At 57.4% G+C, this 14,453-nt stretch carries 17 protein-coding genes; 14 read left to right on the top strand and 3 right to left on the bottom strand.

The genetic code is table 11. The annotated features are described in order from the left end of the window. Positions 1-60 precede the first annotated feature (60 nt). On the bottom strand, positions 61-444 hold the full coding sequence (locus tag CJF39_RS20285; protein ID WP_094995052.1) for a transcriptional regulator: 384 nt from the start codon (positions 442-444) through the stop codon (positions 61-63). Between the two features lie 165 nt (positions 445-609). Between CJF39_RS20285 and CJF39_RS20280 the strand changes: the two genes are divergently transcribed. Further along, positions 610-1,164 carry a pesticin C-terminus-like muramidase gene (locus CJF39_RS20280; RefSeq protein ID WP_094995051.1) on the top strand — a complete coding sequence of 185 codons (555 nt, stop codon included), beginning with the start codon at positions 610-612 and terminating at the stop codon, positions 1,162-1,164. Between the two features lie 10 nt (positions 1,165-1,174). On the opposite strand, the gene CJF39_RS20275 is transcribed toward CJF39_RS20280, so the two are convergent. Both CJF39_RS20275 and CJF39_RS20270 read right to left on the bottom strand, forming a co-directional pair. After that, entirely contained in the window at positions 1,175-1,684 is a 510-nt protein-coding gene (locus CJF39_RS20275) for a hypothetical protein (RefSeq protein ID WP_094995050.1), read from the bottom strand. 202 nt (positions 1,685-1,886) lie between these two features. Beyond that, positions 1,887-2,330, bottom strand: coding sequence for a TM2 domain-containing protein (locus tag CJF39_RS20270; protein ID WP_094995049.1), 444 nt, complete (start codon positions 2,328-2,330; stop codon positions 1,887-1,889). Positions 2,331-2,622: 292 nt separating this feature from the next. Here CJF39_RS20270 and CJF39_RS20265 point away from each other — a divergent pair, with 292 nt between their 5' ends. The 13 genes from CJF39_RS20265 (at position 2,623) to CJF39_RS20205 (ending at position 14,135) form a co-directional block, all read left to right on the top strand. Next, positions 2,623-3,636 carry an ATP-grasp domain-containing protein gene (locus CJF39_RS20265; protein ID WP_094995048.1) on the top strand — a complete coding sequence of 338 codons (1,014 nt, stop codon included), beginning with the start codon at positions 2,623-2,625 and terminating at the stop codon, positions 3,634-3,636. 42 nt (positions 3,637-3,678) lie between these two features. Then, a complete protein-coding gene (locus CJF39_RS20260) occupies positions 3,679-4,818 on the top strand; it encodes a trypsin-like peptidase domain-containing protein (protein WP_094995047.1) in 1,140 nt (379 codons plus the stop codon). Positions 4,819-4,894: 76 nt separating this feature from the next. Further along, on the top strand, positions 4,895-6,031 hold the full coding sequence (locus CJF39_RS20255) for a phosphoribosyltransferase domain-containing protein (RefSeq protein ID WP_094995046.1): 1,137 nt from the start codon (positions 4,895-4,897) through the stop codon (positions 6,029-6,031). Continuing rightward, positions 6,021-6,779, top strand: a complete 759-nt coding sequence (locus tag CJF39_RS20250; RefSeq protein ID WP_094995045.1) for a trehalose phosphatase — start codon at positions 6,021-6,023, stop codon at positions 6,777-6,779. Before CJF39_RS20255 ends, CJF39_RS20250 begins: the two co-directional genes overlap by 11 nt. Continuing rightward, positions 6,772-7,866: a cysteine protease StiP family protein gene (locus tag CJF39_RS20245; protein ID WP_094995044.1), complete on the top strand. Its 1,095-nt coding sequence runs from the start codon at positions 6,772-6,774 to the stop codon at positions 7,864-7,866. The genes CJF39_RS20250 and CJF39_RS20245 overlap by 8 nt, the downstream gene beginning before the upstream one ends. Beyond that, positions 7,866-8,825 (top strand): HpcH/HpaI aldolase/citrate lyase family protein, encoded by a 960-nt coding sequence (locus CJF39_RS20240; RefSeq protein ID WP_094995043.1) that lies wholly within the window; start codon positions 7,866-7,868, stop codon positions 8,823-8,825. The genes CJF39_RS20245 and CJF39_RS20240 overlap by 1 nt, the downstream gene beginning before the upstream one ends. Continuing rightward, positions 8,822-9,496, top strand: coding sequence for an HAD family hydrolase (locus CJF39_RS20235; protein ID WP_094995042.1), 675 nt, complete (start codon positions 8,822-8,824; stop codon positions 9,494-9,496). The genes CJF39_RS20240 and CJF39_RS20235 overlap by 4 nt, the downstream gene beginning before the upstream one ends. Positions 9,497-9,572: 76 nt before the next feature. After that, positions 9,573-10,163 carry a TerD family protein gene (locus CJF39_RS20230; protein WP_094995041.1) on the top strand — a complete coding sequence of 197 codons (591 nt, stop codon included), beginning with the start codon at positions 9,573-9,575 and terminating at the stop codon, positions 10,161-10,163. After that, the gene (locus tag CJF39_RS20225) at positions 10,160-11,344 is read left to right on the top strand and encodes a TerD family protein (RefSeq protein ID WP_094995040.1); all 1,185 of its coding nucleotides are present in this window, start codon (positions 10,160-10,162) and stop codon (positions 11,342-11,344) included. Before CJF39_RS20230 ends, CJF39_RS20225 begins: the two co-directional genes overlap by 4 nt. Before the next feature lie 66 nt (positions 11,345-11,410). Further along, positions 11,411-11,860 carry a tellurite resistance TerB family protein gene (locus CJF39_RS20220; RefSeq protein ID WP_047277599.1) on the top strand — a complete coding sequence of 150 codons (450 nt, stop codon included), beginning with the start codon at positions 11,411-11,413 and terminating at the stop codon, positions 11,858-11,860. Positions 11,861-11,867: 7 nt separating this feature from the next. Then, a complete protein-coding gene (locus CJF39_RS20215) occupies positions 11,868-12,914 on the top strand; it encodes a TerC/Alx family metal homeostasis membrane protein (RefSeq protein ID WP_094995039.1) in 1,047 nt (348 codons plus the stop codon). A gap of 27 nt (positions 12,915-12,941) precedes the next feature. After that, positions 12,942-13,517 carry a TerD family protein gene (locus CJF39_RS20210; protein ID WP_094995038.1) on the top strand — a complete coding sequence of 192 codons (576 nt, stop codon included), beginning with the start codon at positions 12,942-12,944 and terminating at the stop codon, positions 13,515-13,517. A 39-nt stretch (positions 13,518-13,556) separates the two neighbouring features. Continuing rightward, the gene (locus tag CJF39_RS20205) at positions 13,557-14,135 is read left to right on the top strand and encodes a TerD family protein (protein WP_094995037.1); all 579 of its coding nucleotides are present in this window, start codon (positions 13,557-13,559) and stop codon (positions 14,133-14,135) included. The last annotated feature ends 318 nt before the right edge of the window (positions 14,136-14,453 follow it).

Below are 14,453 nucleotides of genomic sequence, written 5' to 3'. Positions count from 1 at the left end.
GCGCGAGGGTGCGCACTGTCACTTTATGGGCTCGCCCTGGAGCCATTCAGCAGGAACCGATTACCATGTAGTGGGGCTTTCAAGGCGCCGGATATTGCCGATCTGGCGCAGGCTCAAACCGTATTTGTCCGCCAGCCTGCTGCGCGACAGGCCTTGGCAGGTTTCCTGCTGGATATGCTGATTACGGATCTGGCGGCAAAAGTGATCGGCCTTGGGGATTTCCAGCGCCAGCCCGGCAAAACGCTTGATCAGGGCGCCCAGCGCATCGGGCGGCAAAATCTGCGACAGCGACGTACGTTCGGCGTGTTTGGGGATGTACTTGGGCCTTCCGCCAAACGCGCAGGTCAGTGTGTAAGCATGCTCCAGCCCCACGCAGTCGATGAGCGCTTGCAACGAGTGGGGCAGTTGGCGAATGTTGACCAGGTTGAGGTCGTTGACGTCCATTGTTCGGTCCTTGGAATCTTAAGTGTCCATTTGGATACTAAGGACGCGTGCCACCCCCTTATAAGTAGGAAATACACCCCTTGCAGATAGGAATTATTACCAAGTGACATCGGGTGTCACCTGGGTGGTGCACTGCGTTTTCCCCTAGGGTTCAAGGAAAACGTCATGTCCGGATTCGCCATCGATTTCTCGTTTATTGCCCGCCTGGAAGGCGCGTGCGTCACCCAGGGCTATGTGCCGGACGTTATCCACAGCCGCAGCGGGGTGACCCTGGCCACCGGTTTTGATTTGGGCCAGCGTCAGGCAAGCGATTTGGCGGCACTAGGGTTGTCATGTGAGCTGCAACAGTTGCTTACACCTTATGTGGGCGTGAAGGGCGCTGCAGCCGTTGAGGTCTTGCGAAAACAGCCGTTGCAGATCAGTGCCGTGCAAGCGCAGCAGCTGGATCAAGCGTTCAAGCAACCATTTATTGCAACGCTGGCGCGTGATTACCTGGCCGCCAGCGGGGTGGATTTCACTGCGTTGCCCGGCGCCATGCAAACCGTGATTGCCTCGGTGGCTTTCCAGTACGGGAATCTGGCGCGTCGCACCCCCCACTTTTGGCAGCAAGTCGTCCATGGGGACTGGCCGGGCGCTTGGGTCACGTTGAACCGGTTCGGTGATCGCTATCCCTCGCGGCGCCAGCGCGAAGCGGCGTTACTCAAGGCCGCGCTGGCGTGAGGCGGGAGCCTTACGAGTCTTTGAGCACACGGTCCCAATTCTGGTCAGCAGGCCAAGATTGGTCTAACAGTTCACGGGCGACGAAGTTTTCAATATCGCTGGCGCTGAGCGTCGTCTCGTCCAGCCAGGGCCATGTAGCGTCGGCATCGCGAAAGTTGAGGTGGTTGTTGAGTTGCTCGCAGGCCAGAGCCAGCACGTGCAGCAGGTTCAGGTGGCTGGCGATGTAAGGTTTTCGCTCGGCGGGGGCTTTGTCCAGCAAGGATGAAACATCGCTCGCTTCGTCGCTGTACAAAGCGTCACTGCGCAGGCTCCAGAAGATTTTGCCGTCATCCGACGCATTTTCATTGGCGTGGGCGGGGTCGCCACTGACCTCAATCGAGAGCTGCACTTGATCTTGTTTCTCGAGCTGTTTGATCAAATAGTCGGCAAGCCCGGATTGACTCAAATAGGCCGTGGCCGTGTTAAAGGCCAACTGCGCGTTATACGCGCTCAGGGTTTTACTGGTGACGTTAATGGTCATGTCAGGCTCCTTGACGGGTTAAATACAGCGTCAGTGGAGCGTAGCCAATTGGCCGCGAACGGCCACGCCAAGTCAGGATCTATTGCTGTGGATCATTGTCGCGGCGGACTCAATACACGCAGCGCTGCGGGTTGGCCGGGCGCTGCACGTACTGCACCCGCTGCGCCGCTCGTCAGCGGCGACAGAGGAAAAGCCTGTTGGCTTAGAACCAGGGCTTGCGACCGACCACGTAGGTCTGTTCGAAGTCTTCGTCGGTCTTGGTCAGGTAGATGATGAATTCAATGAAGGCGATCAGGCCGATAATCATCGAAGGAACACCCAACAGGATGAAGCCGAACAGGAACACCAGCAGCATGATGATGCCCTGGGCGTTGTAGCCCAGATAGAACTTGTGCGCGCCAAATGCACCCAGGAAAAACGCCAGCAGGGCTGCCGGGATTTTCTTCGAGTTGCCCGACGCGGCAGGGCCATCCAGGAAGATTGCTTCGGCGTTGTTGGCATTGGCGGAAAAATCCACACGGCTGCCAGCCTTTGGCAGTACCGCGCTTTTCCACTGATCTACGCTGAACGCGTAACGGTTGCCGTCATCCGCGGAGATGGTGCCGGTGCGACTTGCCGAGTTGAACTCAAGAACCTTGCCTTTCATGTACTGCTCCTTGTTTTCCCCTCTCTATGCGAGGGATAGATAGATGAGTTGCTGCTAAGTCTGTTCCGGGCAAACGGCGCATTTAAACCTGAACAGGTTTAATGCCAATCGACGACCGCATATGAGCCGGTCAGAGCCAATTAATGCCGAATGTTTCAAAAAAGGGCGGCAATTGGAGCATGCGCGGTAGTGGCATTTCAATAGCACTGTTCAGTTGCGTTCAAATTGAAGTGAGCTGGCGTAGAATTCCGCGCTTAGTGTCTCTTTCCTCCCTGTGTACTTAAGGATGTCCATGATCTGGTTTCTTGAAGGGCAATCCAGCCAGCGCGACGTCATTGCGGGCGCCCGTGCGGCGCTGCCCGAACGTGTTCAAATTCTGGCCTCGCATCGCCAAAGCCGTCCCGAGATTACCGGGCTGGCGGACGTGGCCTTGCGCGAGCCACAAGACAATGAGGCGCGCGTTGCCTGGGTGATCGAAAGCGCGTGCGCCCATGGCATCAAGGTGGTGCTGGCCGGGCGGGTGGGGCACGTATATGAAGCGCATCGCGCCGATTTTGAGCGCGCCGGTTTGGAATTGGTGACGGGTGCACTGAGCCTCGACACCTTCGAACGGGTGGACGACAAGTCGGTGTTCACCCGCGATGCATCGGCGGCCGGATTGGCCTGTATCCCCGCAATCACCGTGCACACGCAAGCCGAGCTGGAGCGCGCCTACGACGAGTTGTCCCGTGAAGGGCCGGTGTGTGTGAAGCCCACGCGCGGTATTTATGGCCAAGGGTTCTGGCGCGTGTCGGAAGAAGTCGACCCGTTTCGAAGCTTCGCCAACGCCGATTCTCACGAAGTGAACCTGAGTGTCTTCGCGCAAGCGTATGGCCAGTCCGGGCAGCCCAAGCCGCTACTGGTGATGCCTTACATGCCGGGCAGTGAGTGTTCGGTGGACATGGTGTGCGAAGCGGGCAAAGCCGTGGCGTTCGTCGGGCGGCGCAAGCAAGGCCTGATGCAATCGTTCGAGCGCGACAGTGCCGCGGTACAACTGGCGGTCAGGGCGGCTGAGCATTTCGGCTGCGATGGCATCGTCAATGTGCAAACCCGTGATGACGCCAATGGCCAACCGCATTTGCTGGAGATCAATCTGCGCTATTCGGGCGGCATCGGTTACACCCGAGAAACCGGCGTCAACCTGCCAGGCATTTTCGCTACCCGACGTCTGAATCTGCCGCAACCATTGGGCGTATGGCGTGACGATGTGCAGGTCAAGGCCATTACGGTGGCCGTTTCGGTTCGTGGGGAAGAGCTGTTAAGGTGAGCGCCTCTCATTAAGCGTACTGGCACAGGGGAATCAAGGAAGATGAAATTGATGCCGGGAGGCAACGCGCCTCTGCAGTCAGTGCGCAGTGAATTGACCCTTGTAAGCGCGCGGGCCGGTGCGTTGGGTGATTACGCCGGTCTGGCCTTGCTGGCGCTGGATGACCAGCGTCGTCTGGTGGGCGAACCTGCGCTGCTGCATCAACCGCAGCCCTGGGTGCACTGGCATGACACCTGTGGGCTGGCCCGGTTTGGTTTGGCGCTGGATCAACTGCCCGCCACGTGCACGCGCGTGCTGCTGGTGTTGTATGTGTACGGCGCACTGGGGCCACTGCGTGAGCTGGGTTCATTTGAGCTTAAAGCCGAGGATCAGATCGAGCATGGTCTGTCGCTGGCTGACTACGGCGACAGTGCGATGGTGATTGCCGAGGTGTACCGGCGTCAGGATCAATGGAAGCTTCGCGCGTTGGCTGAAGCATCGGCTTACGGTTTGAGCGCGTTTGCCCGACGCCTGGGCATTGATCTGGATGATCGCCACCCCCAGCGGGTCAGCGCCGATACCCACGACAGTGAGGCGCGGCATAGCGCTACCGGCACCGGATTTGCGGTCAGCGCGCAGCATATTCTGACGTGCGCCCACGTGATTGAAGGCCTGAACCATTTGTCCATCGACTCGTTCGAGGGCCGTTTTCAGGCAGAAGCCGTGGTGGTGGATCGCAAGAATGATCTGGCGCTGCTGCGGGTCAGTGGTGCGCCGCCTTTCAGCCCGGTGACTTTTCGGGATGGCATCGGCTGCGAGCTGGGTGAAAGCGTCGTCACATTGGGCTTTCCGTTGGCCGGGCTGGCGGGCGGCGGGGTGCAAGTCTCCCAAGGTGTGGTATCAGGGCTGTTCGGTCTGCGCGATGATGCCAGCCTGATGCAGTTCACCGCACCGATTCAGCCTGGCTCCAGCGGCAGCCCGGTGTTTGACCAGTATGGCCTGGTGGGCGGGTTGGTCACCTCCAGCATGGCAGATGCGCAGAACATGAACTTTGCCGTGAAAACGGCGCTGGTACTGGCGTTTCTCGAAGCCGCCCGCGTGCCCGCACAGCGCGGCCGCAGTGAGCGCTCGTTGAGCACACCCGAGCTGGTCCGTGCTGCGCAATCGGGTTTATGGCGGATAGACGCCAGCCATCTCCAGTAACGATTTCGCGCTTGTCTTAACCCGTTGACTGGCGAATCGTCTCTCACTTTTTTGTATTTCCAGGTAATTAATTTCAATGAACAGCGGTAACTCCCCGACCGGCTTCAAGGCTTTGCACGCACACTTGAAGCGCGGTCGCCTGGAGGTGGAGGTCAATACATCGACCTTTGACCCACAGGCCCTTTTCAATTTCGCAGAACGTCGTAATCCCAAGCGCGCCTTTTTGTTTGTCTCGCGCGTGCTCGGACGGCATATACCGGCGCGCCCTTCATTGATGGCTGACAGTTTCAACGCCCTTGCGGCCAAAATTCCTGCGGACTTGCCCGGCCCCGTGCTGGTCATCGGAATGGCTGAAACCGCTGTCGGTCTAGGCGCCGGTGTACATCGTGCCTTGAGCCAGACCCGCGATGACACCGTCTACCTGGTCAGTACCCGTCACCCCACTGGCGGTGAGCTGTTTGCCCGTTTTGAAGAAGAACACAGCCACGCCAGTTCGCATCTACTGCACATGCCTCAGGATGCAGTCGCCCGAGAGCGCATGATGACTGCGCGCTCGCTGGTGCTGGTGGATGATGAAGCTTCAACCGGCAATACCTTTATCAATTTGTCCAAAGCGCTGGTGGATGCCGGGCTGACGCGTATTGAGCGTCTGGTCACCGCGACCCTGACAGATTGGTCGCAAGACGCCGTGCGCAACGCGATGGGCGAGCATGTGACCAGTGTCTCGTTGCTCGACGGCCGCTATACGTTCCACGAAGATCCCGCCGCTGATTTGCCTGACATGCCTGAAGTGGGCAGCGTTGCCCAAGGTGACTGGTCGCTGGACCCGCGTCGCGACTGGGGCCGCATGGGGGCGTGCGAACACTTCGATACGCTGGCGCCCGATCTGCACGTCAAGCCCGGCGAACGTGTCTTGGTCGTGGGCACCAGCGAGTTTGTTTGGCGTCCATTTTTGCTGGCCGAGCGCCTGGAAAAGGCGGGTGCCGATGTGCATTTCAGCTCCACCAGCCGTTCGCCGATTGCCTTGGGCCATGCCATTGACCATGCGTTGTCTTTTTCCGATAACTACGGGCTGGGCATTCCCAACTTTTTGTATAACGTTGCCCCTGGCCAATTCGACCGGGTGCTGATTTGCAGTGAAACGCCGGCCGCGGCCGTCGACCCGGCGCTGGTCAGCGCGTTGAATGCGCAGGTGATCGTCGATGACAAATAATCGTCCGCTGGTGTTCGTCGACCTCGATGACACCCTGTTTCAAACCGCCCGAAAAATGAGCGATGAGCCCCGTTTCACCGCCACGCTCGACGTGGACGGTCAGCCCAACGGCTTCATGAACGCCACCCAAAAGAGCTTTGTGGAGTGGCTGTTGGCCACATCTGATGTGGTGCCGGTGACGGCGCGCAGCATCGAAGCCTATCAGCGGGTGCAGTTGCCGTTTGCCCACGGTGCAGTGTGTGCCCACGGTGGCGTGATTCTCGCCGCCGACGGTTCGCTGGACGCCGCCTGGCATGCACGTATGGGCGACTTGCTGGCGCAGGAACAAACCCGGTTGCATCAACTGAGCGAGCAGACCTTGGCCATTGGCGCCGAGTTGGGTTTTTCGTTGCGCGGTTGGGTGGTGGAGGAGCAGGGGCTGGCCCATTACGTGGTCACCAAGCACAACAACGAAACCGACGAGGCGCTGCTGACCGTGCTGGCTGAGGTCAAGGCGCGGGGCTTGCTGGACGGGTTGTATGTGCATGGCAATGGCAACAATCTGGCGTTTCTGCCGCTGGCGCTGCAAAAACGCGAAGCTGTGCGCGAATGGATTCGTCGCGATCAGGCCGTGAATGGCAAGCGGCCGATGCTGGGGTTTGGCGACAGTGTGTCGGATTTGGGGTTTATGGCCGAGTGCGACTGGTGGGGGACGCCCCGTCGCGGGCAGCTGGCCAGCCATGTGATGGCGAGTGTTGACCATGCGTGACGCATTTGACGGTTTAACCACCGTAGGCAGTGGCAGCTATGCCCCGGATGATGTGCATTTCCTGTTACGGGCGATGGACATTGAGGTCACCGACGTAGTGGAAAAAGAGCGCCTGATTCAGACCCGGCAGCGCCACTACTCAGAAATGATCAGTCAGGAACACCCACCGTCTGACACTCACAAAAGCCTTTACCTGCAAGCGCTGGCGCAAAACGGCGCGCGCATGGCCGCTGATGTACAGGCATTGGCGCTTGCCTTGACTGCGCGTTATCAAGGCGCCTCGATTGCACTGGTGTCGTTTGTACGTGCCGGGTTGCCGTTGGGCGTATTGCTGCGTCGGGCGTTGGTTGAGATGGGGCGCGACGCGCGGCACTACGGCATCAGCATCATTCGTGATCGTGGCATCGACAGCGTGGCACTTGAAGCTATCATCAAGGCCCACGGTGCCGAGAACATCGTGTTTGTGGACGGTTGGACCGGTAAAGGAGCGATCAGCGGTCAGATTCGCGACAGCCTGGCGGGCGACGCGCGTTTCCCGTCCGAGCCGCGACTGGTGGTGTTGGCTGACCCGTGTGGCCGGGCGTGGTTGTCAGCTTCGGCTGAAGACTGGCTGATTCCGTCGGGCATCCTGGGTGCCACCGTGTCGGGGCTGGTTTCCCGCTCCATCTGGCCAACTGATCCGGGTCTGCATGGGTGCGTGGTGTATGGGCATTTGGCCGAGCACGATGTGACGCGGGCTTTTATCCACAGCATCGAACGCGAGCGCGCACTTTTGGCGCCACAAACCCCGGTTCAACCGTGGACGCCCGAACAGGCACAGGCGTTGCAACACTCCGCCGTGGCTGCGGTCGAACGTATCTCGACGCGGTTCGGGGTGAGCAACCCCAATCGCGTTAAACCGGGTATTGCCGAGGCCACGCGCGCGGTGATGCGCCGCGTGCCGGACCACGTGCTGGTACGCAGTCGTGACGATCAGGATGTGCAGTTACTGATGCATCTTACCCGTCAGGCCAATATCGACGTCGAAGAAGTCGGCGATGAGCTGGGGCCTTACCGGGCCGTGACCGTGATCAGGAGTGTTCGTTGATGATCAGACATTCCGCTTATGCCTTGGGCGCTACGTTGTATATGCCCGCCACCCGTCCCGATATTCTGGACGTGGTGTTTGGCGAGAAGATTCAAGGATTGCGCTCATTGGTGGTGTGTCTGGAAGACGCTGTCGCCGAAACCGACGTGCAACAGGCACTGATCAACTTGAAGAACCTGTTGCTGGGAATTGAAGCCCGGGGTGGACGCCTGTCCGGCGGGCCGATCCTGTTCGTGCGCCCGCGGGATGCAGAAATGGCGGCAGTACTCAACGAGTGGTCGCTGATGCGTCACGTCGACGGCTTTGTCGTGCCCAAACTGCGTTTGAGCAACATTCGCCAATGGCAACAGGCCGTGACCCGCAACGAACTGGCACTGATGCCGACGCTTGAAACCCCGGAGGTGTTTGATCCGGGCGCCATGGTTGAGCTGCGTGACGCCATGCTGGAACAGTTGCCGGGACGTATCATCGCCCTGCGCATTGGCGGCAACGATTTGATGGGCTGCCTGGGCTTGCGGCGTAACCCGGCCATGACGCTTTACAGTACCCCCATGAGTTACGTGATCCCGATGTTATGCGGGGTGATGGGGGCGGCGGGTTTTGCGCTGACAGCGCCAGTGTTTGAACAGCTCAATACACCGCACTTGCTGGAGCAGGAACTGGCTTTGGACATGGCCCATGGACTTGTGGGTAAAACCGCAATACATCCGTCGCAAATCAGCGTTATCCACAAGGCGTTGCAAGTCACCCTTGAAGATTTGAACAGCGCCCGCCAAATACTGAGTGAGTCGGCGCCTGCAGTGTTCAAATTCAACGACGCCATGTGCGAGCCGGCGACACATTACAAATGGGCGCAAACCGTTATCGAGCGCGCGCATTGGCAAGGGGTTCGCACAGAGTGCGGTAACCCTTCCGACACTTTTGGAGGCAGCCTGAGATTGGCTGAATTGGTAGGTTGAACGACGTTTTAAATAAATCGGTTCCACAAAAACAGGTGCTGTCGGCCTTCGACTTCGATGGCACGCTGACGTATCACGACAGTTTTGTACCGTTTTTACGCTTTGCGTTCGGCAATCGACTGTTCGCCATGCGCCTGTTCCGGATGATCCCGGCCACGATCAGCTACTTGCTCGGCCAGATTTCCCGCAATGACCTGAAGGAAAAGCTCATCACGGTCTATCTGACAGGGGCCAAAGTCGCATGGGTGGAAGAACGCGCAGAAGCATTTTGTGACGTTTCGTGGCAGCGGTTAATGCGGCCTTTGGGCTTAACATCTGTCGCCAACCAGCGGGAGCAGCAAGCGCTCGTGACCATTTGCTCGGCATCGCCTGAGTTGGTACTCAAACCGTTCGCTAAAAAACTGGGTATTGGCTTGATCGGCACTCAACTGGAAGCGGTTAACGGTGTGTTAACCGGTGAAATCAGCGGCACCAATTGCCGTTGTGAGCAAAAAGTCATCCGTCTTGAGGCGCAATACGGGCCTTTGGACCAATACACATTGCGCGCCTGGGGTGACACTCGGGGCGATGAACAAATGCTTGGCGCCGCTCAAGAGCCCCACTGGCGTGAATTTCATGCACTGTGGCGCCGTAAGCGGCCACTGGATGTGTGCTTGCGTGAAGAACTGTAAGCACGGCTCGTCATATACAAGCGTTAAATTAGGTTAAACAGCACGTTGTGCATCGATGCAGACAAGGAGACGCTTCATGGCCATTTCGCTGTCCAAGAACCAAACCATTTCCCTCGAAAAAGAAGCCGGAACCGGTCTCAAGAAAATCCGTATGGGCCTGGGCTGGGACCCGGTAAAACCGACCGGTTTCTTTGCCAAACTGCTGAACAGTGACAGCGCCATCGACCTTGATGCGTCCTGCATTGTGCTCGACAGCAACAAGCAGTTGCTGGACCTTGTGTGGTTTCGCGACCTCAAGTCCAAGGACGGCTCTATCGTTCACTCCGGCGATAACCGCACTGGCGAGGGGGATGGCGACGACGAATCGATCCAGGTCAACCTTGAGCAATTGCCAGCCAACGTCAAACACTTGGTGTTTACGGTGAACTCATTCACCGGGCAGAACTTTGAATCGGTCGAGAATGCCTACTGCCGAATCGTCGATGAAGTCAGCGGCAAGGAGCTGGCGCGTTTCCTTCTGTCGGAAAAAGGCCGTCACACCGGTTTGGTCATGGCTAACCTGAGCCGCACGTCGGCAGGCTGGGACTTCACCACCATCGGAACTGTGGCCAACGGCCGTACTGCACAGGATCTGGCCAACGAGGCTGCTCAGGCGGTGCGCGCATGAGCACATTGACGCCGGGTGCAAACACGTCCGTTTCAGCGGGCGCTCAGACCGTTACCATCACTTACAGCCCGGTTGCTGGCGCTGACCTGGACGTCTCGGCATTTTTGCTCACCGATTCGGGCAAGGTGCGCGGCGACAACGACATGTGTTTCTTCGGCCAGCAAAGCGTCAACAACGGCGCGGTCAAGCTGGTCGAATCGGCTGCGGGCCGAACAGTCTTCAGTATGAACCTGGATGCGATCGATCCGGCTATCGAGAAAGTTGCCCTGACGGCAACCATTTACGAGAACAAGGCCAAATTCGCAGCATTTCCGGTACTGAACGTATCGGTCAGTGGCGGCATTGAAGCGCCGATCCCGACGCAGGGCATGCAGGAAACCGCATTGATCCTGGGTGAGTTTTATCGTCGCCAAGGCGCGTGGAAGTTCCGTTGTGTGGCGCAGGGCTTTGCTGGCGGGCTTGCCCCCCTGGCTGAGCACTTCGGCGTGGATATCGCCGCGCCTGCCCCGTCGGCGGCCCCGACCCCTGCGCCCGCTGCAGCACCTGCGCCAGCGTCAAAAATCAACTTGTCGAAAATCACCCTCGACAAACAGCGTCCATCGATCAGTCTTGAAAAGAAAGACGGCGACTTCGGCGAGATCAAAATCAACCTGAACTGGAACCGCAGCTCTCAAAGCAGTGGCGGCGGCGGTTTTTTTGCTTCATTGCGCGGCAAGTCGGGCGGTATCGACCTGGACGTAGGTTGTCTCTACGAAATGGAAAATGGCCGCAAAGGCGCGGTGCAGGCATTGGGCAATGCGTTTGGCGATTTCCGCGATGAGCCGTTTATCCAACTGATGGGTGATGACCGCACGGGGTCGGTAAGTGATGGCGAATGGCTGCGCATCAACGGCAAGGAATGGCGTCAGATTCGTCGCGTTCTGGTTTATGCCTTCATCTACGAAGGCGCCCCGAACTGGCAGGCGACGGATGGCGTGATCACGCTGTATATCCCGGGCGAAGCACCGATTGAAGTGCGCTTGAGCGAAGAGGGCGGCAGCAAAGGCATGTGCGCTATCGCCTTGCTCGAAAACGTCGGTGGTAGCGTGCGGGTAAACCGCAAAGTCGAATTTTTCAAAGGCCACTCAGACATGGACAAAGCCTTTGGCTGGGGCATGCGCTGGGCTGCCGGATCCAAATGAGCGTTCTGTGAATGGTCGCCTGCCGAGGCAGGCGGTACTCCCTCAATTTCTGACAAGGTAACTCCAATGCTTGAATGGCTGAAAACCAATGCAACAGCTGCCCGTGACAAACTCTCGGCAGAAGTCAGCAAGTTCAAAAATCGTGAATTCATGGAAGCTGTGGTTTCCGGCTGTGCGCTGGTGGCTGCCTCCGATGGCGACATCAGTAGCAGCGAAAAGCAAAAAATGGTCGGCTTCATCCAGAACTCGAATGAACTGAAAGCGTTTGACGTTAAAGACGTCATCAAGTCTTTCAACGCCGTGTGCGAAAAGTTCGAATTTGATCAACAGATCGGCCGTGCTGAAGCACTGAAATCTATCGGTCAGTTACGTAAGAAAGAAGATGCGGCGCGTCTGCTGGTGCGCGTTTGCTGCGCCATCGGCAGCGCTGACGGCAACTTCGATGAAAGTGAGCGGGCTGCTTGCCGCACCATCTGCAATGAGCTGGGGCTGAACCCTGGCGATTTTGATCTCTGAGGACATCATGGAAAACACGGCAATTGGCTTCCCGCCAACCACCATCGCTGTATTTGTGGCTCTGGCGGTCATTGCTCTGGCAATCGACCTGTTCACCCACAAAAGCGATAAACCGGTCACGCTGACCAATGCGGCCATCTGGTCGATCTTTTGGGTGCTGATCTCCCTCGCGTTTGCGGGTTACTTGTACTACGCCCACGGCCCGAGCGTGGCCAGCCTGTTCGTCACAGGTTATGCGCTCGAAAAAGTGCTCAGCGTCGACAACTTGTTCGTGTTCATGGCGATTTTTGCCTGGTTCAAAATTCCGGACGCACTGCGTCACCGTGTTTTGTACTGGGGCATCATCGGCGCGATCGTTTTCCGCCTGATTTTCGTGGCTATCGGCACCGGCTTGCTGGCGTTTGGCCCATGGGTCGAAGTGGTCTTTGCAGTGGTCGTGGCCTGGACAGCGATCATGATGCTGCGTGGTAGCGAAGACGACGAAGATGAGGACTATTCCCAGCACATTGCTTACCGGTTTGCGAAAAAACTCTTCCCGGTATGGCCGAAGTTGCACGGGCATAATTTCTTTGTTTCTCGCACAGAGCTTGAAAAAGAGATCACGAAGCCGCAGAACAAGGGAATGACCCTGGTGGGCAAGGGCGCTCTGTTCGCGACGCCGCTGTTTCTGTGTGTCGTGGTGGTTGAAGTCTCAGACATCTTGTTTGCCTTTGACTCCGTCCCGGCAGTGATCGCCGTAAGCCGCGAACCGTTGATTGTGTACTCGGCCATGATGTTCGCGATTTTGGGGCTGCGGACCATGTACTTCGTACTCGAAGCCCTGAAGCGCTACCTCGTTCACCTGGAAAAATCGGTTATCGCGCTGTTGTTCTTTATTGCCGGCAAGCTGGCTCTGAACGCTACCGATCACCTGTTTGGCCATGGCATCAGCATTGACCCGAATACCAGCCTGATCGTTGTGTTGGTGGTATTGGCCATAGGTATCGTGGCCAGCATCATCTTTCCCGGTAAAGATGAAGAGCAATCTGACGTCAAAAACGACACGAACGCTTGATCGCATATTTATTAAGGAGAATCACTCATGGCACTTTCCCTCTCTAAAGGCGGCAACCTGTCTTTGACCAAAGAAGCCCCTGGGATGACCAAAGTCCTCGTTGGACTGGGTTGGGATGCCCGCTCCACGGATGGTGTGGATTTCGACCTGGATGCCAGCGCCTTCCTGCTCAAGGCTGACGGCAAGGTACGCGCCGATTCCGATTTCATTTTTTACAACCAGCTCAAAAGTGTTGATGGCTCGGTAGAGCACACGGGCGACAACCGTACCGGTGAGGGCGACGGTGATGACGAGGCGATCAAGGTTGACTTGTCCAAAGTGCCTGCCGATATCGACAAAATCGCGTTTACGGTGACCATTCACGAAGCTGAAACCCGACGTCAAAGCTTCGGTCAGGTACGCAATGCATTTATCCGCATCGTGAACCAGGACAGCAACGTCGAGGTCGCACGTTATGACCTGGCGGAAGATGCCAGCACTGAAACAGCGATGATTTTTGCCGAGCTGTACCGCCACGGTACCGAGTGGAAATTCCGTGCGGTAGGACAAGGTTTCAATGGGGGCCTCAAGCCTCTTGCTGAAAGCTACGGCCTGAAATTTTAATCGTCACCCCCTCAACTTTTTATATAAGGGTTCACGAACATGGCAGTAAGTCTGAGTAAAGGCGGTAACGTTTCCCTGACCAAAGAAGCCCCCGGTCTGACCGAGGTGGTTGTAGGCCTGGGTTGGGATCCGCGTGTAACCGATGGTAGTGAATTCGATCTGGACGCCTCGGTATTCATCGTTGGTGAGAATGGCAAAGTGCTCAATGACGGCAGTTTTGTGTTCTACAACAACAAGACGTCCCCGGACGGTAATGTTGTGCACCAGGGCGACAACCGTTCGGGGGCGGGCGAAGGCGACGACGAGCAGGTCAACGTGAACCTGTCCGGCTTTGCACCGGAAACCAAGAAATTGGTGTTCGCAGTCACCATTCACGAAGCGGATGCACGCAAGCAGAGTTTTGGCCAAGTTTCGAACGCTTACATCCGTGTTCTGAACAAAGCTGACGGCAAAGAAATTGCGCGTTATGACCTGAGTGAAGATGCGTCGACTGAAACCGCGATGGTGTTCGGCGAACTGTACAGCCATAACGGCGAGTGGAAGTTCAAAGCCATCGGTCAAGGCTTCGCTGGCGGCTTGGCGCCACTGGCTTCGAGCTATGGCGTTAACTTGGGCTAAGGCTCAGCGTTAACTAAAAGGCTCTTTCCGGAAGCGGAAAGGGCCTTTTTTGTGTGTGCAGAGGGTGTAATCGGCGTGGTCATAGGTATTAGCAAACCACCCCACTCAAGGATCGGTCGTATTGCACTCAATCGCCTTTTTTCGAAACACCCATTTGCGCAACTTTTAACCCTGAAAAATGCAGGTTTTTACCGACCTGAGTTTGTAGCGTCTTTAAAATCAAGGCCTGTAGCTCATTGCGTGTTGCCGCTGACCGAAAACTGACCCAGTAGAGGCTCTTCTGCCGACTGAAAACTGACCCAGGTGTTCAACTGCTTC

It is taken from the genome of Pseudomonas lundensis, from assembly GCF_002269125.1.
In the GTDB taxonomy this organism is placed as follows: Bacteria; Pseudomonadota; Gammaproteobacteria; order Pseudomonadales; family Pseudomonadaceae; genus Aquipseudomonas; species Aquipseudomonas lundensis_A.
The sequence above is the reverse complement of the archived record's forward strand: the minus strand, read 5'-3'. Positions and strand labels throughout refer to the sequence as shown.